19 protein-coding genes are annotated in these 20911 nt (G+C 46.3%); 8 read left to right on the top strand and 11 right to left on the bottom strand.

Annotation, left to right across the window (positions count from 1 at the left end; translation table 11 throughout):
* Positions 1–283: 283 nt before the first annotated feature.
* From AC5ZC7_RS04540 to AC5ZC7_RS04515, 6 genes are all read right to left on the bottom strand, one after another.
* Positions 284–874, bottom strand: coding sequence for an RNA polymerase sigma-70 factor (locus AC5ZC7_RS04540; RefSeq protein WP_496162531.1), 591 nt, complete (start codon positions 872–874; stop codon positions 284–286).
* Between the two features lie 73 nt (positions 875–947).
* Positions 948–1817 (bottom strand): alpha/beta fold hydrolase, encoded by an 870-nt coding sequence (locus AC5ZC7_RS04535; RefSeq protein ID WP_496162530.1) that lies wholly within the window; start codon positions 1815–1817, stop codon positions 948–950.
* Positions 1818–1857: 40 nt separating this feature from the next.
* The gene (locus AC5ZC7_RS04530; RefSeq protein ID WP_496162529.1) at positions 1858–2448 is read right to left on the bottom strand and encodes a TetR family transcriptional regulator C-terminal domain-containing protein; all 591 of its coding nucleotides are present in this window, start codon (positions 2446–2448) and stop codon (positions 1858–1860) included.
* A 213-nt stretch (positions 2449–2661) separates the two neighbouring features.
* The gene (locus AC5ZC7_RS04525) at positions 2662–3366 is read right to left on the bottom strand and encodes a response regulator (protein ID WP_496162528.1); all 705 of its coding nucleotides are present in this window, start codon (positions 3364–3366) and stop codon (positions 2662–2664) included.
* A 35-nt stretch (positions 3367–3401) separates the two neighbouring features.
* Positions 3402–4586, bottom strand: coding sequence for a DUF4407 domain-containing protein (locus AC5ZC7_RS04520; protein ID WP_496162527.1), 1185 nt, complete (start codon positions 4584–4586; stop codon positions 3402–3404).
* A 1-nt stretch (position 4587) separates the two neighbouring features.
* The gene (locus tag AC5ZC7_RS04515; RefSeq protein ID WP_496162526.1) at positions 4588–6102 is read right to left on the bottom strand and encodes a histidine kinase; all 1515 of its coding nucleotides are present in this window, start codon (positions 6100–6102) and stop codon (positions 4588–4590) included.
* Positions 6103–6240: 138 nt separating this feature from the next.
* On the opposite strand from AC5ZC7_RS04515, the gene AC5ZC7_RS04510 reads away from it, so the two are divergent.
* The 3 genes from AC5ZC7_RS04510 to AC5ZC7_RS04500 are packed head-to-tail and all read left to right on the top strand — an operon-like array spanning position 6241 to position 9091.
* Complete coding sequence (locus AC5ZC7_RS04510) at positions 6241–6651, top strand: Dabb family protein (RefSeq protein WP_496162525.1); 411 nt, start codon at positions 6241–6243, stop codon at positions 6649–6651.
* A gap of 10 nt (positions 6652–6661) precedes the next feature.
* A complete protein-coding gene (locus tag AC5ZC7_RS04505; RefSeq protein WP_496162524.1) occupies positions 6662–7150 on the top strand; it encodes a DinB family protein in 489 nt (162 codons plus the stop codon).
* Positions 7151–7159: 9 nt separating this feature from the next.
* Positions 7160–9091 (top strand): gamma-glutamyltransferase, encoded by a 1932-nt coding sequence (locus tag AC5ZC7_RS04500; RefSeq protein WP_496162523.1) that lies wholly within the window; start codon positions 7160–7162, stop codon positions 9089–9091.
* A gap of 102 nt (positions 9092–9193) precedes the next feature.
* Here the strand turns inward: AC5ZC7_RS04500 and AC5ZC7_RS04495 are convergent, their stop codons facing one another.
* The gene (locus AC5ZC7_RS04495; RefSeq protein WP_496162522.1) at positions 9194–9895 is read right to left on the bottom strand and encodes a DUF4488 domain-containing protein; all 702 of its coding nucleotides are present in this window, start codon (positions 9893–9895) and stop codon (positions 9194–9196) included.
* Positions 9896–10019: 124 nt separating this feature from the next.
* Here AC5ZC7_RS04495 and AC5ZC7_RS04490 point away from each other — a divergent pair, with 124 nt between their 5' ends.
* Entirely contained in the window at positions 10020–11093 is a 1074-nt protein-coding gene (locus AC5ZC7_RS04490; RefSeq protein WP_496162521.1) for a saccharopine dehydrogenase NADP-binding domain-containing protein, read from the top strand.
* A gap of 101 nt (positions 11094–11194) precedes the next feature.
* Here the strand turns inward: AC5ZC7_RS04490 and AC5ZC7_RS04485 are convergent, their stop codons facing one another.
* The 4 genes from AC5ZC7_RS04485 to AC5ZC7_RS04470 all read right to left on the bottom strand — a co-directional run bounded on the left by AC5ZC7_RS04485 (position 11195) and on the right by AC5ZC7_RS04470 (position 13522).
* The gene (locus tag AC5ZC7_RS04485; RefSeq protein WP_496162520.1) at positions 11195–11560 is read right to left on the bottom strand and encodes a winged helix-turn-helix transcriptional regulator; all 366 of its coding nucleotides are present in this window, start codon (positions 11558–11560) and stop codon (positions 11195–11197) included.
* A 53-nt stretch (positions 11561–11613) separates the two neighbouring features.
* Positions 11614–12129, bottom strand: a complete 516-nt coding sequence (locus AC5ZC7_RS04480; protein WP_496162519.1) for a hypothetical protein — start codon at positions 12127–12129, stop codon at positions 11614–11616.
* Between the two features lie 10 nt (positions 12130–12139).
* A complete protein-coding gene (locus AC5ZC7_RS04475; protein WP_496162518.1) occupies positions 12140–12631 on the bottom strand; it encodes a DUF4240 domain-containing protein in 492 nt (163 codons plus the stop codon).
* Between the two features lie 78 nt (positions 12632–12709).
* The gene (locus AC5ZC7_RS04470) at positions 12710–13522 is read right to left on the bottom strand and encodes an ATP-grasp domain-containing protein (RefSeq protein ID WP_496162517.1); all 813 of its coding nucleotides are present in this window, start codon (positions 13520–13522) and stop codon (positions 12710–12712) included.
* A gap of 140 nt (positions 13523–13662) precedes the next feature.
* Here AC5ZC7_RS04470 and AC5ZC7_RS04465 point away from each other — a divergent pair, with 140 nt between their 5' ends.
* The 4 genes from AC5ZC7_RS04465 (at position 13663) to AC5ZC7_RS04450 (ending at position 20745) form a co-directional block, all read left to right on the top strand.
* Positions 13663–14265 (top strand): sigma-70 family RNA polymerase sigma factor, encoded by a 603-nt coding sequence (locus tag AC5ZC7_RS04465; RefSeq protein WP_496162516.1) that lies wholly within the window; start codon positions 13663–13665, stop codon positions 14263–14265.
* A gap of 93 nt (positions 14266–14358) precedes the next feature.
* Positions 14359–15540, top strand: coding sequence for a FecR domain-containing protein (locus tag AC5ZC7_RS04460; protein WP_496162515.1), 1182 nt, complete (start codon positions 14359–14361; stop codon positions 15538–15540).
* Positions 15541–15791: 251 nt separating this feature from the next.
* Positions 15792–19076 (top strand): SusC/RagA family TonB-linked outer membrane protein, encoded by a 3285-nt coding sequence (locus tag AC5ZC7_RS04455; protein WP_496162514.1) that lies wholly within the window; start codon positions 15792–15794, stop codon positions 19074–19076.
* A 25-nt stretch (positions 19077–19101) separates the two neighbouring features.
* Complete coding sequence (locus AC5ZC7_RS04450; RefSeq protein WP_496162513.1) at positions 19102–20745, top strand: SusD/RagB family nutrient-binding outer membrane lipoprotein; 1644 nt, start codon at positions 19102–19104, stop codon at positions 20743–20745.
* Positions 20746–20911 lie beyond the last annotated feature (166 nt).

The following is a 20911-nucleotide window of genomic DNA, read 5'->3' as shown; positions in this document are numbered from 1 at the left end:
AGCTGTGTGCAGGTTTAAATACTACAGACACTGATAAATCTTCACAAGCAATAATTCCGTGTGTTAACATTTTTTTAACCACAGGGATGCAAAGCTATTGAAAATATTTACAGAAAAACGGTTTGCTTTTATTTTTATTCAAAAGAGGAGCACAACTTTGCTAAAACGTTATACTACTCAGCACTTCAGGAAAAAATTATTTTTTTGAGATGATAACGGGAACGGGGGTACGTAATATATTTTCAATTCGCTTACCCTGACGTCCTCTTATATGACAAAATTTTTACTTGCCGGTCAGGATGGCAATAATGGTGAGGAGCAGTGTAGGATCTACCTTGCTGCGCAGGTGTTCGCGCATTTTTTCGGTAGCGCGGTGCAGTTGATTTTTTACAGTTTGTACAGACAGGGAAAGGTGTGCAGCTATTTCGGCGGGGGTAAGCTGATCTTCCCTGTTCAGCAGGAATATTTCCTGCATACGGGGTGGTAACTGGGCGATGGCATCGTTCACGATGTCCTGTAATTCTTTGAGGGTGAGTTGCTGTACGGCGTTATTGTGAGCAAAAGTGGCCTGCCATTGTGCTTCCACAATATATTTTAACTTCACTTCATTGCGGGCGTATAAATTAAAGATGCGATTACGGAGGATAACCTGCAGGTAGGGCAACAGCGATTCCCGTGGTTGCAGCTGCGCGCGCTGATCCCACACCGTTACAAACACTTCCTGTACTATATCACGGGCCTCCTCTGCATCCTGCAGTCGTTTAAAAGCGATATTAAAGAGCGGATCCCAATACCTCTGGTATATGAGCCGGAACGCCTCTAAAGGTTGCGAATGCACGAGGACAACCAGGTCTCTGTCTGTTATATCATGCATATCACCAGCGAATTAACGGGAAGTATGCAAGATATAACAAACAAGCCGGATTTGCATTTTTATTTTATCATGATCAGGCTGCCAGGAAGGCCAGCATGCCCGTCAGTACGGCTTCGTGGCGCATGATCCGGAAGTGCCCTTCGCCTGTAAACCGAAGTGATTGTATGGCCGGGTATTGCTGCAGGTAATCATCTATTTCAGTGGCTTTGGCCAGTGTATCGGTGGTATCATAGGCAATCCATATACTGCCGGCTTTGATACCATTGATATAGCGGTGCAGGTCCATGTCGGTGAGATCTTCCCGGAGGCGCTCCCGGACCAGTGTGGTGATTCGTGGCATCACCACAGGATGTATGCGGAACAAACGCAGTGCCTCGTCGAAAAACACCGGGGCACTGAGCGCGGCACCCAGCAACACCAGTTTAGGCACACTGACCGACTTTCGGGAAAGGGTCAAAGCCGCATTTAAAGCGCCGAAGGAATGTCCTACAATAGCATATAATTCGCCTTCCTGCAGCATTACCTGCTCCAGTACATGCATCCATTGTACCAGGTTGGTACGCTTGCCGCCGGAACGGCCATGCGCCGGGCCATCGTACGCCACTACCTGGTAACCGTTTGACACCAGCTTGCCAATCAGCTGTTTAAAATGCAGGGGACTGCCTCCCCAGCCATGCAGCAGCAATATTTTAGGGCCGGAGTTTCCCCAGCGATAAGTCACGATATCCAACGGGGTATCATCAAAAGGATAGCTGCTTACTTTCAGCGGCTGCACCACGGCCTCATTGCGCAGCTGTTCATGGGTAGCATGTAGTTTTCCGGCTGGTGGTGTACTGTATAAACGGTAAAATAACCTGGCCGTTAAGCCGGGAAAAGGGCGGCTCATCAAGGATAACAGGGTGCTTGTCATCCGTAGCGATAGTGGTAAAACCTGGTGTTGCATGATTTTAGACCGATTGGTTTATTTTTATCGTAAAAAAAAGTCACAGCGAGTGACGTTTCATTTCTTCCCTTAGCGCGTCCAGTATGACCAGCATTTGCTTGTTATGACCCAGCACACTACTTACCAGGATAGCGCCTTCCAGCATGGTGAACATGCGCACGGCAAATTGTTTCTCGTCCCAGTCGGGGTGGAATTCCCCGTTATCTTTTCCATACTGCACCATTTTGGCAATGCGGGACTGGTAATACAGCACTAACTCACTTACTTTCTTTTTCAGGCCCGGATTGGTATCATCTGCTTCCACGCCGAAATTGAGCATGGGGCATCCGCCGGCTACCCGTTGGTTCTTCGGAAAAGTAGCGTAGTAGTCGAACAGCGCTTCAAACTTGCCGGCAGAAGTATTGGCCGTAGCCGTTACTTTTATGAGCTGCTGCTTTTCGGCTTCCGCGATATAGTCAAATACCTCCATCACGATTTCCTCTTTGGAAGTAAAGTTGCCATAAATCCCTCCCTTGGCCAGCCTCGTGGCTTTCAGGATATCACTGATAGAAGTACCTGCCACCCCTTTCCGGTTGAAAATAGGCGCCGCCTGCTCAATGATAAACTGTCTGGTCTTTTCTGCTTTTCCCATGGCCCTACCAAATTAGACCAATTGGTCCAATTTTTCAAAAAAAGTTTTGTCTTGTCCAGGATTATACTGATTATACTGATTTTATTTTTTGATGAATAAGATTTTGAAAGATCTGCGCAAATTAATTCGCTTTCATCTTCCCCAATCTATTAAAACAAAAAAATAAAATCAGTATAATCAGTATAATCCTGAAAAAGACAAAATCCGCGCTGATTACAGGCTTAGAATACGCTCTACAGCTGTGGCATAAGCGGCTCCAATGGGGATAGGAATGTTTTTAATATAGAGTGAGTTCCTGTCCGCCCGCTCAATTTTATTATTAGCTACAATATAAGAGCGATGCACCCGGGTAAAAGCCGCAATGGGCAACAGGTCTACCGCCTCCTGCATAGACAGGCGGGAAATAAGCTTACGGTCGGTGAGGATGAAATTCACGTAGTTACCGGCACTTTCCAGGTAAAGGATATCTTCCAACACAATACGAAACTGTTCATACCCACTTTTCACGAAAATATATTCCGGCTGGTCTTTAGGTACCGGCGTTCCGTTTTGTTGTTTCAACTGCAGCAGGTTATTGGCTTTATTGCAGGCTTTCATGAAACGTATCAGGGAAAAAGGTTTGAGCAGGTAGTCGATGGCATCCAGCTCAAAACTTTTCACGGCATGTTCGGAATAGGCGGTAGTAAACACCGTCATGGGAGGATAAGGTAAGCTGGACAAAAAATCCAGTCCTGAAATATCCGGCATTTTGATATCGAGAAAAAGCAGGTCAACTTTTTCTTTGCTTAAAAAATCAATGGCATCAAACGCATTGGTAAAAAACCCTTTCATTTCCAGGAAGGGCACCATGGCGGCGTGATTTTTAATAACAGCCAGCGCCACCGGTTCATCATCTATTGCAATAGCAGTCAGCTTCATATGGCTATTTTAGGCATTAGCAAGATAGGGATTTACTAAATTTTCCCGAGCAACAATTTTTTAGCCTGTTGCCAGAGATGTTGGTACTGGTTATGTTCACGGCTGCGCCACTCTTTCACCAGGGCTTCTGCCTGTTCTTTCCGGATATCCCGGGTAGATTCAAACAGGTGGTCTACCGTTTCTTTATCCGCCTGTAACGCGGCTGCCTGGTAGTGTTCCTGCAACTGCTCACTATTAGCGGTTTCCAGTTGTGCAGCTATTACGCCCTGTTCTGTGGCAGCGGCCAGCTTTTCATCGTACTCACCTTTAGGCATCAGGATTTTACTGAGCAGGGGCATTACTTCAATGAGGGTGATAATAAATACAATCAGCCGGTAACGTTGTTTTACCGGCGGGTGTGTTTCTGTTAGTTCATGTAATGCTTCTACCTGTGCCAGGAACCCGTTGGTCAGTGTACTGACATAAACCGTTTCTTTCAGGCTGTCTACACTGTGCATCTTATTGATCTGTGCCTGCAACTGTTGCTGCTGTGGTTCCCAGGCCCGCTGCATCACCTGGTATTCTTCCTCTGATTTGAGATAAGCCGATTTTTTCACCCGGGCAATATCTGACTCTCCTATTCTGCCGGAACCGCCGGTACCGTCGGTTTCTTTGATGTAGCCATCTTTATACACTTTCAGCTCTGCCGCTTTCTGCGCCAACTGCGCCTTGCCCTGTTCCATGGACTGCTGCAAAGTGCCCAGCTGTCCGGCATTGAGCTTCACCAGTTGTTCCCGGTAGGCGTCGAGTTTGGTTTGTTTACTCAGCTCCAGCTGGGCATCAATGTCTTTCTTAAATAACATTAATACTACGGGCTGTGATATAAACAATCCAATTGTAACGGCCAGGACTAAACGAAAAATTACCGGCAACACTTTGATGCTGCCATTGGTACGCGACATGGCCGCAATCAGGGTACGGTCAATGGATAAAATAGCGAAGCCAAAAAACAGGGCCAGCCCCGTTACCACCATATCATCATTGACGATGGTAGAAAAGAAATACCCCCAGGCTAAGGTGGCAAACATCCAGGTAACGAGTACGGATATACCAATAATGCGATATCGTTCTTTTTCCGTTCTGCAATCCTTTAATATATCTGCGTCAGCAGCGGCCAGCCACCATAAAAAGCGGGTCATGCCATCGGGTGCAGGTACGGCTGGTACTTCTTCTTTCTTCATCTTATTGTTTATTAACATCAATGGTAAGGTGGATAAAAAATTCACTGCCGGTTTGACGGATACTCAGTTCATGCCGGTTAGGATATAACAAAGCGAGTCTTTCTTTTACATTATTCAGGCCAATACCCATGCCTTCGCGCTCCGGATCATTCTCCGGACGGGGATGCACACTGTTATACACATCAAAGAAAATCTGGTCAGGCGTACAACTCAAAGAAATCACAATCCGCGAGCGATGTCTTAAACTGATACCATGCTTGAACGCATTTTCTACAAAAGGGATCAGCAACATCGGCGCTATTTCATGCTGGCATTGGCTTTCATCTATATTTATTTCTATAAGAATATCTGGAGATGATAATACACGCAGGCGTTGCAAAGCAATGTAATTTTGCAGATAGGCCACTTCTTTGTCCAATGGTATTTTCTCCAGGTTATTGTCGTGCAGCATAAAGCGCATCATATCTCCCAGCTTCTGAATACCTTCACTGGTACGGGCAGCTTCTTCCTGTAATGCAGTACCATACAGGGTATTGAGTGCATTGAATAAAAAGTGGGGATTAATCTGGGAACGTAAAAAGTCCAGATCGGCAGCGGAACGGCCCAGCGCTTTTTTCAGCGTCACCACCGTTTGCTGATGCTTTTTACGCGACCGGAACAGGAACCAACATACCGGGACCACGGCCAACAACGATACCACTACGCCGGTAGATCCAAGTGCCGCAAACCAATCTCCCCGCCTATGCCCAATGGCGCGTGTAATTAATGCCATCAATATATTACTGGCAAAAACCGTCAGGGCAATATCTCTTACTAGTAAACGCTTGTCGTGATGCCCCTCTTCAAAATCCGGAAATACTTTATAACGTAGTATGAAAAACACTGTAATCTGCGAAGGACCAAAGAACAGGATCATCAGCGCCAGATCCCTGGAATCGCCAAACGACAAACAAAAAATCACAACAAATAAACCAGTGGCCCAGAATATTTCCATCATCATTTGCCGGAAGGACATATCCCTCGTGAAGCGGGTATACAACGTATCGTAGAACGCTTTCTTGGCAAAATAATACACCACATACATGAGCGTGGAAAAAACAGTGGTAATAAAGGCCGATTTTACAAAATGCATATGCGCACCCCGCACGGTATTATATACCCCAAACAAATAGCCGTTATAGTAGGAGTTACAAACAATAGAGATCAGGAAATATAATAGTCCTAATGGAATCAGCAGCGCCAATCCCCCTACCCATCGCCCCTTCTCCAGGAACATGGGTACAATGACAAAATTTACGAGGAGAAAGGCCACATATACCATGGCCATCTGCCCCATTATTGGCAGTAAATAATGGATATAGTAGTCAAATACCTGGTGGTACATAGCGAACTTGGTACCATAAATGTCCTGCAGTTCAAATACATTATACACCAGGCTTGGATAAAGCACGGAAAATAATAGCAATAGAAAAATGCCGGTGGCGATGCCGAATTCAATTTTCTTAAATTGATTCATAAGGGATCAATATTTACAGCAATATTAGCGATTGCAGCTTTCGGGCAAAGCAAAATGGGATGAAAGTGCCGGAATACGGTATGAAATCTATAATAAATCGCAGATCTTTATTATTTTCATCGCCTTAACCGGCCGATTATGAGCACGTCAAACAGAAGAACATTTTTAGGAACCGCTGCAGCACTGGCCGCAGGTACAGCCGCTGCAGCAGCAATCCCCGCTACAAATATGGAAAAGAAATATCCAATCGTACATCATGTATTCTTCTGGCTGAAGAATCCTACTTCACAAGAAGACCTCGATCAACTGATAGCCGGCGTGAAAACGCTCTCCAAAATTGAAACGGTACGCGACCTTCGTGTAGGCGTAGTAGCGAGTACGGAAAAGCGTGAAGTAGTAGACAGCAGCTGGTCAGTATCGGAGCTGATTTTCTTCAGTGACCTGGCCGGACAAGCTACCTACCAGGATCATCCTATCCACCAGGAGTTCATCAAAAACTGCAGCCACCTCTGGGAAAAAGTAGTAGTATACGATGCAGTAGCAGTATAAACCCGTTACTATGGCCACTGAATATTGGATGAGCGGGCCGGTAGATCATATACCGGCACTGCTGCAACCTGCAGCGCACGCATTGCTGCAGGCCAACCTCGAAATAAATAACCTGATGCAGGACTTCCCGGAAGAGCGGCTATGGGAACAACCCAAAGGCGTTGCTTCTCCCGGCTATCACCTGCAACACATCAGCGGAGTACTGGACCGGCTCCTTACTTACGCCCGCGCCGAAGCTTTGACACCGGAGCAATTCGCCTATCTCAAGGCCGAAGGCCAACCGGGCCAGTCGTTGTCCGAACTACTGGATGCCTTTAATGCGCAAACGCATAAAGCCCTGTTACAATTGTCTGCTACGCCGGAAAACACCCTCACCGAATTCCGGGGCGTAGGCCGTAAACAGCTGCCATCAACAGTACAAGGCCTGCTCTTTCATGCGGCAGAGCACACCATGCGTCATACCGGGCAACTGTTGGTGACGGTGAGAATAATGCTTTAAATTAGCTGGATGAAACGCTTACTTTTCCTCTTCCTGTTACCCGTAGCTTTCACTGGTATACAGGCCCAGCAAACGCAGAAGCCACCACTACATGGCAAAAACTGGATGGCTGTTACCGGTAAACCATTGGCTGCCACTGCCGGCGCCATGATATTCCAGCAAAACGGGAATGCCGTAGACGCCGCCTGTGCCATGTTAGCTGCCACCTGCACCATGTGGGATGTACTCAGCTGGGGAGGCGAAACACAAGCACTCATCTACAATCCCAAAACCGGGAAAGTAATTGCTATCAATGCACTCGGCGTAGCTCCCACCGGCGCCACCCCCGCTTTTTATAAAAACAAGGGCTATGACTTTCCACCGGAATACGGTCCGCTGGCGGCCGTTACACCCGGCACCGTGGGCGGACTGTGCTACATGCTCGCCGAATACGGCACCATGAGCCTCAAAGCGGTACTGGCCCCCGCCATGGAAATGGCCGCCGGCTATCCCATAGAAGCACAAACAGCCAACAGCATAGAACGAGGCAAAAAATACATCAAAGAATGGCCTTATAGCAAAGCCGTCTTCCTGACTCACCCTGGTGAAAAAAGAGAAGCTCCTGAAGCCGGCGAAATCTTTGTGCAGAAAGACCTCCTGGCCACCCTCACCAAAATGGTGGAAGCAGAACAGGATGCGCTCCGTAAACATAAAAGTCGCAAGGAAGCCATCATGGCGGCTTACGACCGGTTCTACAAAGGTGACATCGCCAAAGAATTTGTACGTGGTTGCCAGGAACAGGGTGGCCTTATTACCCTCGAAGACCTGGCCAAATGGAAGCCCATAGAAGAAGCACCACTACATACCAACTATAAAGGCATCGAAGTATATAAGTTACAGGAATGGACACAAGGCCCCATGCTCCTGCAAAGCCTTAACATCCTGGAAAACTTTGACCTGAAAGCGATGGGATATAACTCTGCCAACTATATCCATACGCTGTATCAAACCATGAACCTTACCTTTGCCGACCGTGATTTTTACTACGGTGATCCTGCCTTCAACACCAATCCTGCTATCAATGGACTGTTGAGCAAAGCATATGCAAAGGCCAGGGCGCAACAAATCAATCTCACTCAAAACGATGCCAACGCAGGCCCTGGTGATCCCTATCCGTACATGGGAAAAACCAATCCTTACCTGCACTTTTTATCTGAACGACAACAGCTCACCGATACCAGCAGCGGGCGTAAGCCAGGCGGATTTGTACCTAAACATGACGCCACTACGTTTTTACCCGCTGTTGACCTGAACCAGTTATACGCCAACAACACACCCGACAGCGCCTATATGGATCGCCTCTGGAGAGGCACCACCAGCGTAGAAGCGGCAGATAAAGACGGATGGGTAGTATCTATTACCCCCAGCGGTGGTTGGCTCCCTGCCTGTATTGCCGGCAAAACCGGTGTAGGCATGAGTCAGCGGGCACAAAGCTTTGTGTTGGATTCCGCAGTTTGTCCCTTTAACGTAATAGCGCCGGGCAAACGTCCACGCGTTACCCTCACCCCTTCCCTGGCATTGAAAGACGGTAAGCCCTTCCTTTGCTTTGGCGTACAGGGAGGCGATACGCAGGATCAAAACCTCTTACAGTTTTTCCTGAACATCGTAGAATTTGGCATGACCGTACAACAGGCTACAGAAGCGGCTAATATCAATACAAACCAGTTGTGGTTGTCATTAGGCGGCAGCACTGTTAAAGACAGGGAGCCTCGTCCGGGAAGTATTTTACTCAACAATAATACATCTGAAAAAACAAGGCAGGCGCTGGAAAAAATGGGGTATCACCTGAGTTTCGGAGAGCGTACCAGCGGACCGATAAACGCTATTTTTATAGATCGCACGCATGGAAGTTTGTGGGGAGGTAGTAGTAATCACGGAGAGGATTATGGCATAGGATGGTGATGTAGCTGTTAGCCATTAGCTTTTAGCTTTTAGCAAAATGCAGCGGAAACCATATCATATGTTTATCTCCGCTGCATTTTGCTAAAAGCTAAAAGCTAACTGCTAAAGGCTATTTCTGCTCCACACTTCATGAATAGGTTGTCCTTTTGAACTGAGGCCACTATGATCCCAGTTTTTACCATCCACGGTTCCTTTGAAAGAGAGTACAGCACCTACACGGGAGCTGTCGCGCGAAAAAAACTCGATTTTTTCCGTATAAGTACCATTTTCAAAGGTATAGGTGCCGCCGCCGGAGCCAAAAAATTCGCCGGTATCGAGGTTGAGTGCTACCCATTGAAAGCGGGTGCCGGTCAGTATTTTAAAAGTTTGCCGGGGACCGTTGGGGATGGGATTCATTTTTCCATCGGTTTCCCGGGCAGTGATTTGCCAGTTGCCGGCTAAGGTACCATTGCCATCATCTACACGGGTCCATTCCTGTTTACCCCCACCCGGTGTACTGGTGATCAGGTGATCATTCTCCATTCCAACGGGAACATTGGCACTTTGTCCTGCTTGTGAAGGATTGGTCGTGTTGAAATAAATAGTCACACTGCTTTGGCCGTTTCCGGCATTTTTCCAGGTGCCACCGTAGCTGGATAAAAAAGTTTTTTCCTTGTAATCCGTAACACTAAACCATTCGGGAGTAATCAGCAATACGCTGTTTACGTCTCCGGATACCGATTTCCAGGCGCCTACCGGGTTTTGTGCTTTCAATATACCAATGGAAGAAAGCAATAAGGTGAAGAAGACGGATAGCCTTTTCATAACATGGGTTTTTAGTACCAAAAGATAATACATCCATTGCAGAAAGGAAAGGGATTGGGTTTTTCGTTTTCCTAAAATTTCAGGTATTAGTGCATTTACATCGCGTTTCTTCGTACTTTCCGGGATGCAACAAAATGCTTTCCTGCTTTATGGCGCCAACGGATATACGGGTGAACTGATCGCCAGATATGCCGCCCAATATCAACTTCAACCTGTGCTGGCTGGCAGGAATGAAACAGCGCTGCGGGCGCTGGCGTCACGACTTCAACTCCCCTACAAGGTAATTTCGCTGGAAGATACAGCTACATTAGTGGAGGCATTGAAAGCAGTTAAATTTGTGATCCATGCGGCGGGTCCGTTTCACTTAACGGCGGAACCTATGATAGCGGCCTGTATACAGGCCAAAACCCATTACCTCGATATCAATGGCGATATTACTGTTTTTGAAATGTTGCAACAATATGATGCCGCTGCGAAAGCCGCCGGCATTATGTTATTGCCTGGGGCCGGCTTTGATGTGGTACCGACGGATTGCATCGCCCTGCTGTTAAAAACATTATTACCGGATGCCAGCGATCTCAAACTGGCTTTTGCTACTTCAGGTGGTGGTGTATCACATGGCACGGCCATGTCTATGGCATATAAATTAGGAGAAGGTGGCGCCGTAAGAAGAGGGGGACGTATTATCCACCGGCCACTGGGGCATCAGGGGCGCTGGATTGATTTTGGCCAGAAGAAGCTTTTCACCATGAGTATTCCCTGGGGCGATGTGGCTACGGCTTACGTGAGCACGGGTATTCCCAATATCACCACTTATACCGCTGTGCCGGTAAATGTGCATCGTTTGTTAAAACTGCAACAGTTGTTTAACTGGCTGTTGCGGACTACGCTTGTCCGAAACTTTATTAAGAAAAAAATTGCGCAACGTCCTGCTGGTCCTACAGATGAAATGCGAAGTACAGCTTATAGCCTGGTATGGGGACAGGTGTATAATATGGCGGGCAAAAAAGCCACAGTGCGGTTAAAGTGTCCTGACGGCTATACGCTTACCATGCTCAGTTGTTTACTGATGGCGCAGAAAATATGTAATGGCCAATGGAAGGCGGGGTATCAAACACCCGGCACCGCTTATGGTGCGGAATTTATCATGGAGATCCCTGGCGTGGAGCGGGAGATTATTACAGCAGAACATAGCTGAGTGGTCGGCAATGTTGCAGTTTTACGCCTTCATTTAAGCATGCCTATTGCTGTTACATTACCTTTTCTTCCCCGGCATTTGTTTATACTATTCCACCACATTTATTTATACAAATGCTGATCCTGTATATAATCAATCCCATTTGTTTTCAGGTAGCCTATTCCCCACTCGCTGGCGAATTCATACAGTGGGGCCAGGCTTTTGCCCATAGGAGTTAGTGCATATTCGACCCGGTAAGGCTTTTGTGTCAGCACATTTTTTTCAATGAGCTGATCACGTTCCAGGTCTTTTAACTGCTGGCTCAGCATTTTCTCTGAAACACCGGGTAGGTTATTCCGGATGTCCACATAGCTGCTTTTGGTGAAATGGTGTAGATGAAAAAGGATGAGCAGTTTCCATTTACCTCCAATAAAACCCAATGTTACATCAACAGGACAAGTGTATACTTTATCGTTCAGCGTGATCATGAGCAGGCGTTGTAATACAGCTACAAGTTAACAAATTTGGCAGTATTCTTTTGCTACGCATCTTCCAATACGCGTTTCATTATATTCAGGTAACCGATATGCTGTTCTGCATACGACCAGCTTTCTGAAAGCAGCGCCCAGGCGATTTGCCGTTCCAATGCAATACTGATAATGGTTTTATTATCTGCCTCAATAACACCTTCATCTACCAGTTGTCCAAATCCGGTGGCGATGATAGCGGTGTCCAATGTGAATATATAGTAGTTGTCGTCATAATCGGGATCTTCCATCAATGCTTTCATATGATCCCTGTCGAGCAGGTCTTCGTTATAGTCTTCGATGTTCATTTCCCCTATAGATTCAATCACCCATTTCAGGCAGTCCATCACTGGTTTATTTGGATTAGCATTACGCCAGTCTCTGAACTCCGCCAGGGCTAAATCGCCTTCATCGGAACCAAAGGGGGCTAATTCATCCACACAATCCCAGAAAAAATCTTCCGGGATTAGTTCGATGGCTCTTGGATGTGCATGTTCTTTATTAATCCCGTACAGTTTTTCGTCTTTCATGTATATGGTTTTATTGGCTTTCCCAACCACGGGCATTGGAGCAGGTTTCAATACAATGCACGGTGTTGCGTTCAAATTCCTCGCCAAACATTTCCTGGTATACGATATAGCCTATGAAGCCTACAATTTCGGCTTCTGCATCGTAGGTTGCTTTGGAGGGGGTTTCATCAATCATTTCATAATATTCCCTGCCCATTCCAACAATGAAACATCTGCAGTAAAGAAAACCATCGTCTGAACCATCGGTGTATTGATGGATATCTTCCCGGTCTATATGGAATAATTTTTCCTCCATGATATGGTTAAAGGCAGTGAGTTCTTCCTTATTCAATTCCAACAGTAAATCCCTGATATTATTGGTGATAGTGCCATACACTTCACCAGCCAGATCTTCTATTAATGCAGCGTCATTGGTTTTCAACGCTGTATTCCGCATTTCAAGTAAAGCAGGAGCAGCCTCCCACGCTTCTTCAATAATATGCCAGAATTTGAATTCACTCATAAGATAGCAGTTAGTATTATTTACTGCGTAAGATATACATACCAAACGCAATGTACATGCGTAGTAATAAAACGTTTATTATGGAAAAATATTGGCGAAATAAGCGGAGACTGCGGCCACAATGGCGGTGACATCTGCTTTATAAAAACCTGCAGCATTCATACAATTACATTCCACAATATAATACTCATCGCCACAAAGACATACGTCCATTACAAAAACTGCCTGTGGCATATATTCCCTGCAACGACTTTCTGCAAACGCAATAACTTCCGGTGGACATCCAGGTGCAGGCGTAAGTTTAAAATAGGTCCGGTATTTTGACGCAGCGATTACTTTTCCATTGACAATCCACAACCGCCATTCAGACTGAATACTATAGGGCGTAGATACCACAATGGGGGAATGAAGTGATAAGTTGGTGTTTTCCACCATCTTCAACTGCTCATACCAGGTTTTAATGTCGCCAAAAGATTTCGTTTCTCCCGCAAAAGATTTACTGTCATCATCCGGGCGAATAAAAAACAACGTCTCCGGTGCTGCTGACCTGCTCATTAACGCTGCAAACGTGGTCACAACAGCGCCATCATTCAGCATATATTTTCCCCATCTGCTTAAATAATTACCGATGGAAAACAATGCAGGGTCAAAAAACAATCCTTCCTGTAACTGCTTATTTTCTGCTACCAGCGCGCAAAGCGTGGTAGATCCGTAAAAAATACTCCGGCGGGTATTATCAAAGTCGGGTAAGGCAATGGAAAATGGAATCATATCTATCAGCTGGCAACGTACACCCGTTATTTCGCAAGCCCGCTGCAAATTCTCCAGGTCTGCTTTATTCGTCAGATTTCGTTGCACTACCCATTGTATTCCGGGATAAAGGTCTGGCATATGCTGAAATTACATAATAATTTTTTTAATTTAAAAAACCAACAGCAGCGATAACAACCGGGATAAATTATTTTATTATTAATTTCCGGTCCACTAAATTTACCTTGTTTATTGATTTTGTCAGGGCTTCTAAACCGCCAATGTTGTCAAACTTCACCTTAACAGATGAACATGAGCTGCTACAAAAAGTTGCCCAGGGCGACGGGGAAGCCTACACCATCCTTTTCCGGCATTATAGTCAACAGGTGTTTGATGTAGCCATGCTTTACCTGAAAGACAACAGCCTGGCCCGCGAAATAGTACAGGAAGTATTTATGAAGATCTGGCTGAAAAAAGCGGAGATGCACCAGGTAAAGAATTTCAAAGACTATCTTTTTATACTTACCCGCAATCATATTTACGATGGTTTTAAAAAGCAGTTGGTACGATTAAAAGTATACGACCTGCTGGGGAAAAACCAGCCTGCTTCTCAGAATGATACCGATCATCTTTTACTCCAACGGGAATACGATGCTATTCTTGATAAGGCCATTGCCGGCCTGCCACCGGAACGTAAAAAAGTATATTTAGCCCGTAAGCAAGGCTGGAGCAACGAAGAAATATCCCTGCAACTCAATATCTCTGTACATACCGTTAAAAAGCAAATGAGCCTGGCAATGCATGCTGTACGGGCCTTTGTGAAAGCCCGGATCCATAACGATATGCTGCCTTTCCTGCTGGCTATTCTTACCTTGTTCAAATAACCCGGCTCCCGTCAAAAAAAAATTTTCGGAGAGGATACTCCTTTTTTGTTTGTCGCGCGTCTTTACCCACATCACCCTTTCCAAACTTTGTATATGTCCATTTCGGAAGTACAGTTACTGCTTGAAAAATATAAACATGGCCAGATCAGCCAGGAGGAACTGGAGCGCTTAAAAGCCCTGGTAGCCAGCGATGATTATGAGCCGGAAATCAAAGCAGATATCCTGATGGCCTTATATGGAGAAGTACGTGACAGTGGCTGGCAGCGCGAAGATGAAGCAGCGATCCTTCAGCAGATCCTGCACGCCACAACGCCCGTAAACACTCCCCGTCGCTTCCGGCTGCTACCCTATGCCGCAGCTGCGGCCCTGGCAGGCGCTATGGTGTTTGCCGGCGCCCGTTACCTGGCGAAGCCACCAGTACATTCCCCTGCGATAGTTGCCACCACTCCTGCTCCCCTGGAGCCGGGTAGCAACAAAGCCATGCTGGTGCTGGCTGACGGAAAAACCATTCCGCTCGACAGTGCCAACCTTGGGGCCCTGGCCCAACAGGGTAATACCCGCGTGCTGAATACACAAGAAGGACTCGCCTACGAAGCGGCAGGTAAACCTGCCGAAATAGTATATAATACCGTGGTAACACCCCGCGGAGGTCAATACCAGCTTACCCTGGCTGATGGCAGTAAGGTATGGCTGAATGCCGCCAGTAGTATCCGCTTCCCTACTGCTTTTACCGGGAAAGAAAGAACCGTGGAGATCACAGGAGAAGGTTACTTCCAGATTGCGGCCAATGCCCAGCAGCCTTTCCGGGTCAAAGTAAAAGGCGCACCTGACGTGGCTATTAATGTATTGGGCACCAGCTTCAATGTGATGGCCTATTCAGATGAAAAAAACATCACCACCACCCTGGAAGACGGCGCCGTACAACTGGTATATGGTAACAACAAAAGTCTGCTGAAACCTGGCTACGGTGGCAGCTTATCAGTGGGCGATAAAGATTTTGTCATTGAAAAAGCCGACATGGAACAGGCACTGGCCTGGAAAGAAGGCAAATTCCGCTTCCGCAATACAAGCATAGAAACCATTATGCGCCAACTGGCCAGGTGGTATAATATAGAGGTAGTCTACCAGGGCGACCTTTCAGATGTCCGATTAACAGGGATCATTTCCCGGAGAGAGAATGCATCCTCCTTATTAAGCATTTTATCAACAACAAAACGCGTTCACTTTGAGATTAAAGACAACCGGATCCTGGTAAAGCCATACGATCCTGAATAGCAGCTATTTTGTCCACTTATGAATTCATCATTTTAAAACTATTGAAAGTTATGAAGACGTAGTTTAATTCCACTACCGGTTGTAAAAAAACCGGAAGCACTGCAATGCTCCCGGCTATAGAAGGCAACCCAACTCCCAGCATCACGTTAGAAATTGAATTATTAAGCCAACAACACAAAAGTATGGAACTACTTGGTACCTGCAAAGTCCCCTGTAAAGGAGGGACTGTGCAAAGAAAATTACTGTTAATTATGCGATTAACTGCAATACTGACACTAGTATTCACCCTTCAGCTGAGCGCCAAAACATATTCTCAGTCTGTTACCATCAAAGGAAAGCGGCTCCCGCTCTATGATGTGTTCAACAGCATTAGCCGCCAAACCGGCTACGAATTTATCTACGATGAAAAATTACTCGAGAAAGCGCCCCCGGTCAACCTGAATATGAACCAGGCTTCGCTCATCGAAGTCCTGAATGCCTGCCTGAACAACAAATTGTTTGCCTATAACATCATAGACAAAACAATTGTGATCAGTCCTAAATCCGCCGCGGTAGCAGCTCCTGCTGCTGCCCCTATACAGGGTAAAGTGACTGATGCCAAGGGACAACCGCTTATCGGTGTATCTATCCAGATAAAAGGTACCAGCAAAGGCACCATGACCAATGTGGAAGGAACTTTCAATATCTCCGCCAATCCCGGTGATGTGTTGATCATCAGCTTCATAGGCTATGAAACCAAACAAATTACCGTAGGCACAGAGAACAATATCACTGTAAGCCTGGCTATCCAGGATAGTCAACTGGGCCAGGTGGTAGTAACGGCGCTTGGTATTAAAAGGGCGGATAAGTCCATCACCTACTCCACCCAGCAACTCGACGGTTTGGAACTGACCAAAGCGAAAGACGCGAACCTGGTAAATACCCTGAATGGTAAAGTAGCAGGTTTGACTATTTCTTCCAGCGCTTCTGGTGTAGGTGGCTCTGCGAAAGTAATTCTCCGTGGTAGCAAATCCGGCCTGGGAAGCAACCAGGCACTATATGTGATTGACGGGGTACCCATGAACAATAACCTGACCAATCAACCTACAAGTATCTACGGCGGCAGCAGTGCCTATGATGGAGGCGACCCTATCTCTAACCTGAATCCTGAAGATATTGAAAACATCTCCATACTGAAAGGTGCTTCCGCAGCTGCATTGTATGGTAGTCAGGGGGCCAATGGCGTAGTGATTGTAACCACCAAGAGTGGTAAAGCAGGTCGTACAGTGGTAAACTTCTCTTCCGGCTTTAATGTAATGCAGGCCGCCTATCTTCCTAAATTCCAGAACAATTATGGCGCTACCAGCGATGGTTCTCCTCAAAGCTGGGGAGCTAAAATTAACGGTGCCTCCAATAATCTGTCTTCCTTTTTCCAAACTGGCACTAATCTTACCAATGCTATCAGCCTGTCAGGCGGTACCGAGAAAATGCAAACCTATTTCTCGTATGCGAACACTTCTGCCAGGGGTATAACACCCGGTAATAAACTGGGCCGTCACAACCTTGATTTCAAAGAAACCGGACATTTCCTGAATGATAAACTGACCGCCTCTGCAGATGTGAACTATATGACCCAGCAGATTGATAACACCCCACTTTCCGGCTTGTATTTCAATCCGCTGACCGGCTTATACCTGTTTCCACGTGGTCGCGACCTGAGTCCTTTTAAAGATCAGTTTGAAAAACCGGATCCGGCCAGGAATTTCTTACCGGTACAAAATTGGGCTTTTGATGAAGATATTCAACAAAACCCATGGTGGATCACCAACCGCAACAACAACAGCCTTACCCGTAACAGGATACTGGCCAACGCCAGCCTGAAATACGAGCTGTTCTCCTGGTTAAATATCCAGGCAAGAGGAAGTATAGACCGCATTGCCGATACTTACGAACAGAAAATTTATGCTGGCTCACAAAAAGCAGTGGCACCCAAAAACGGCTTATATAATTACAACAATAATACTACCACACAACAATACGGCGACCTGATAGCCAACTTTAATATTCCAGCTAATGATTTTAAAATTATCGGTGTGGCTGGAGCCAGCATCCGCGATGTAAAATCTTCCGGTGTATTTGCCAATTCAGGACAAGACGGCTTGTACATACCCAATATATTCACGCTTCAGAATTTCGTAGCATTGAATGCCCGCAACTCTGGTAACCAGCTGGAAAATCACGGGCAATGGCAATCCGTATTTGCAAGTGCTAACATTTCTTATAAAGAATGGTTATACCTGGATGTAACTGCTCGCAACGATTGGGCTTCCAACCTGGCATTTACTCCTCAGCTTTCTTATTTCTATCCTTCAGTAGGTTTGAATGTCATGTTGAGTCAGCTGGTAAAAATGCCGGCACAAATAACCTATGCTAAAGTCCGTGGTTCTTATGCCATTGTAGGTAACTCCCCTTTGAGCTACCAAAGCCATGCTGCTGAAAACCTGTTGGGTACCAGTGGTAACCCTTTACCTGCAACGGCTGCTCCTTTCCGCACACTGAAACCAGAAAAAACGAAGTCGCTGGAATTGGGTACCGAGTGGCGCTTCTTTGATAGCAGGCTGAGTGTAGATCTCACCTACTATAAAACCAATACCACCAATCAAACCATGCAGATTATTGCTCCTAAAGCCAGCTTCTATGATACTTACTTTATTAACGCAGGTAATATCCAGAACCAGGGCGTGGAAGCAGTTATTCGCTATGATGTATTACGTCACACTAAGCTGCAATGGAACACCGGCCTGAATTTCGCTACCAACGATAATAAAATCATAGAGCTGTCTCCATTATCAGACCGCTTTACACTGAGTGGCGCTTCCGGTGCTAACTATGCTTCCCAGTTTAAAGTAGGTGGCTCTTTTGGTGATATCTATGGTACCGTATTGCAACATGATGACCAGGGTAGAATAAAAATTGATAAAGATGGTAAGCCAATGAAACAAGGCGGCGACATGGTATACCTGGGCAACGCCAATACCAAATGGCAACTTGGATGGAACAACAACTTTATCTACAAAAACTTCACCCTCTCCTTCCTGATCGATGGTAAATTTGGTGGTAATGTAATGTCTGTTACCCAGGCCATGATGGACATCTATGGCGTATCTAAAACTACCGGAGATGCACGTGATGCCGGTGGTGTTCCCGTAAATGGTGTAAGTGTGGTAGATAACAAACCTGTAACCAGCGTAAAAGCACAGGATTGGTATTCTGTGGTAGGTGGAAGAGAAGGCGTTTCTTCCGCTTATCTCTATAGTGCTACCACTGTAAGATTAAGAGAAGCAGCTATCGGCTATCTCATACCGGTAACCAATCCTAACACTTTTGTGAAAACACTGAAGTTGTCGTTGACTGGCCGTAACCTGCTTTACTTCACAAAGAAAGCTCCATTTGATCCTGAACAAACCATGTCTACCGCAAATGGACTGGGAGGTGTAGATGTGTTTATGTTACCAGCTACCCGTAGCTATGGTCTTACATTAAATGCTTCTTTCTAAATCATTCACGCAAAAACTGACAACGATGAAATTTCAATATAAAAAGCAAGGCTACACCTCTCGTTTATGGATAGCAGTAGCTGTGCTGGTGGCTGGCCTGAGTGCATGTACAAAGAATTTCGAAAGATATAATACCAATAATACCGGCGTAACAGACCAACAACTGGGCGCAGATTTCATTGCGCTGGGCTCCTATCTCAAATCAGCCCAGATGGCGATTTACAACTTTTCGGGAGGAGGCGACCCTAACTCCTTCCAGGTTCAACAAAACCTGAACGCCGATTGCTTCTCCGGCTACTTCATGTCGCCTAACCCATTCGGAGGAAATACCAACATGAACTATGGCCTGGTGAGCGGCTGGAATGGCGAAGCTTATAAAGCAGGCTACCTCAGCGTAATGCTGCCCGTTGCCAAACTGAGAAGAACAGGAATTGAAAAAACCTATCCTGCTATATGGGCAGTTGCACAAATTGTGCAGGTAACCGGTATGAGCAGGGTAACAGATATTTACGGCCCGGTTCCGTATAGCCATGCTGGTGAGGTAAGCCCCGGTGGTGTTCCCTACGACAGCCAACAGGATATTTACAAACGTTTCTTCCTGGAACTGGACTCTGCTACCAAAGCATTACGTACACAAATCAGCAGTGGCACTGCCTTACCTTTTGATTTTGGTAGCTTCGATGCAGTGTATGCCGGTAACTTTACCCAATGGCTGAAGTTTGCCAACTCCCTTCGTTTACGCCTCGCTACCCGCATTCAGAAAGCAGACCAGGCATTGGCTAAGTCAGAAGGCCAAAAAGCACTGGACCCTGCCAATGGCGGCGTACTCACTGACAATGCAGATAACATGACCGTGAAAGTAACCGGTAATTTTACCAACCCACTGGTATTTATCGCCCAAAACTGGGCAGATACCCGCATCTGTGCCACTTTACAATGCTTCCTCACCGGGTTTAAAGATCCACGTGTTGGCAGGTACATGGATAAATCGACAGATCCTGCTTTCCCGGCACAGTATATTGGCATCCGCAGTGGTAGCATCACCGGTGCTGATACCAAAGATGCACATTCCGGTTATTCATCTTTGAATACCAGCAATGGTGCTTCCCCTTCCTTCAGTTTAAAAACACCTGTACAATTAATGACTGCTGCCGAAGTATATTTCCTGCGCGCAGAAGCAGCCCTGAACGGTTGGGCCAATGCCGGCGGAACGGCACAGCAACTGTACGAACAAGGTGTAACTACTTCGATGACACAATGGGGCGTAGACCCGAAAGGCTACCTCAATGATGATACCAGCCACCCGGCTCCATCTATTGATCCAAAGGCAAAAGATACCATCACCAACCCTTCTAAAATCACCATCAAATGGAATGATGCAGCGCCAGACAGTATTAAACTGGAACGTATTATTACCCAGAAATGGTTGGCAACGTTCCCTGAAGGACAAGAAGCCTGGTCTGAATTCCGCCGTACCGGGTACCCAAAACTTTTCCCGGTACAACATAACAATAGCGGTGGCGTAATTTCTTCCTCCTTACAGGTTAGAAGATTACCGTACCCGCAAGATGAATACAGCACAAGTGCCACTGCTGTAGCCAATGCACTGAAACTGCTGGGAGGCGCGGATAACGGCGCTACCCCGCTGTGGTGGGATACAAGAAAATAAACACATTACCTGTTACCCGGTGGTTGGCCCATTAGTCGCCACCGGGTCTCTATCATATTCAACGTTAGCCCGGTATCATTACCAGCATATCTGTCGTTAGACCCATTAGTCAGGAAGCCCGCAACCAAAACTGAACCCGGATTATTTAAACCACTAAAATGTTGTT

This window comes from Chitinophaga sp. 9-1-y (genome assembly GCF_059511905.2).
This window is presented reverse-complemented; position numbering and strand designations above follow the sequence as displayed.

Coding starts and splice junctions, on each gene's coding strand:
- AC5ZC7_RS04495 (WP_496162522.1), bottom strand. CDS start 9,895: ATGAAAAGGCTATCCGTCTTCTTCACCTTATTGCTTTCTTCCATTGGT.
- AC5ZC7_RS04460 (WP_496162515.1), top strand. CDS start 14,359: ATGTCCATTTCGGAAGTACAGTTACTGCTTGAAAAATATAAACATGGC.
- AC5ZC7_RS04475 (WP_496162518.1), bottom strand. CDS start 12,631: ATGAGTGAATTCAAATTCTGGCATATTATTGAAGAAGCGTGGGAGGCT.
- AC5ZC7_RS04535 (WP_496162530.1), bottom strand. CDS start 1,817: ATGCAACACCAGGTTTTACCACTATCGCTACGGATGACAAGCACCCTG.
- AC5ZC7_RS04505 (WP_496162524.1), top strand. CDS start 6,662: ATGGCCACTGAATATTGGATGAGCGGGCCGGTAGATCATATACCGGCA.
- AC5ZC7_RS04510 (WP_496162525.1), top strand. CDS start 6,241: ATGAGCACGTCAAACAGAAGAACATTTTTAGGAACCGCTGCAGCACTG.
- AC5ZC7_RS04485 (WP_496162520.1), bottom strand. CDS start 11,560: ATGATCACGCTGAACGATAAAGTATACACTTGTCCTGTTGATGTAACA.
- AC5ZC7_RS04470 (WP_496162517.1), bottom strand. CDS start 13,522: ATGCCAGACCTTTATCCCGGAATACAATGGGTAGTGCAACGAAATCTG.
- AC5ZC7_RS04520 (WP_496162527.1), bottom strand. CDS start 4,586: ATGAAGAAAGAAGAAGTACCAGCCGTACCTGCACCCGATGGCATGACC.
- AC5ZC7_RS04530 (WP_496162529.1), bottom strand. CDS start 2,448: ATGGGAAAAGCAGAAAAGACCAGACAGTTTATCATTGAGCAGGCGGCG.
- AC5ZC7_RS04480 (WP_496162519.1), bottom strand. CDS start 12,129: ATGAAAGACGAAAAACTGTACGGGATTAATAAAGAACATGCACATCCA.
- AC5ZC7_RS04490 (WP_496162521.1), top strand. CDS start 10,020: ATGCAACAAAATGCTTTCCTGCTTTATGGCGCCAACGGATATACGGGT.
- AC5ZC7_RS04540 (WP_496162531.1), bottom strand. CDS start 874: ATGCATGATATAACAGACAGAGACCTGGTTGTCCTCGTGCATTCGCAA.
- AC5ZC7_RS04515 (WP_496162526.1), bottom strand. CDS start 6,102: ATGAATCAATTTAAGAAAATTGAATTCGGCATCGCCACCGGCATTTTT.
- AC5ZC7_RS04455 (WP_496162514.1), top strand. CDS start 15,792: ATGCGATTAACTGCAATACTGACACTAGTATTCACCCTTCAGCTGAGC.
- AC5ZC7_RS04525 (WP_496162528.1), bottom strand. CDS start 3,366: ATGAAGCTGACTGCTATTGCAATAGATGATGAACCGGTGGCGCTGGCT.
- AC5ZC7_RS04500 (WP_496162523.1), top strand. CDS start 7,160: ATGAAACGCTTACTTTTCCTCTTCCTGTTACCCGTAGCTTTCACTGGT.
- AC5ZC7_RS04465 (WP_496162516.1), top strand. CDS start 13,663: ATGTTGTCAAACTTCACCTTAACAGATGAACATGAGCTGCTACAAAAA.
- AC5ZC7_RS04450 (WP_496162513.1), top strand. CDS start 19,102: ATGAAATTTCAATATAAAAAGCAAGGCTACACCTCTCGTTTATGGATA.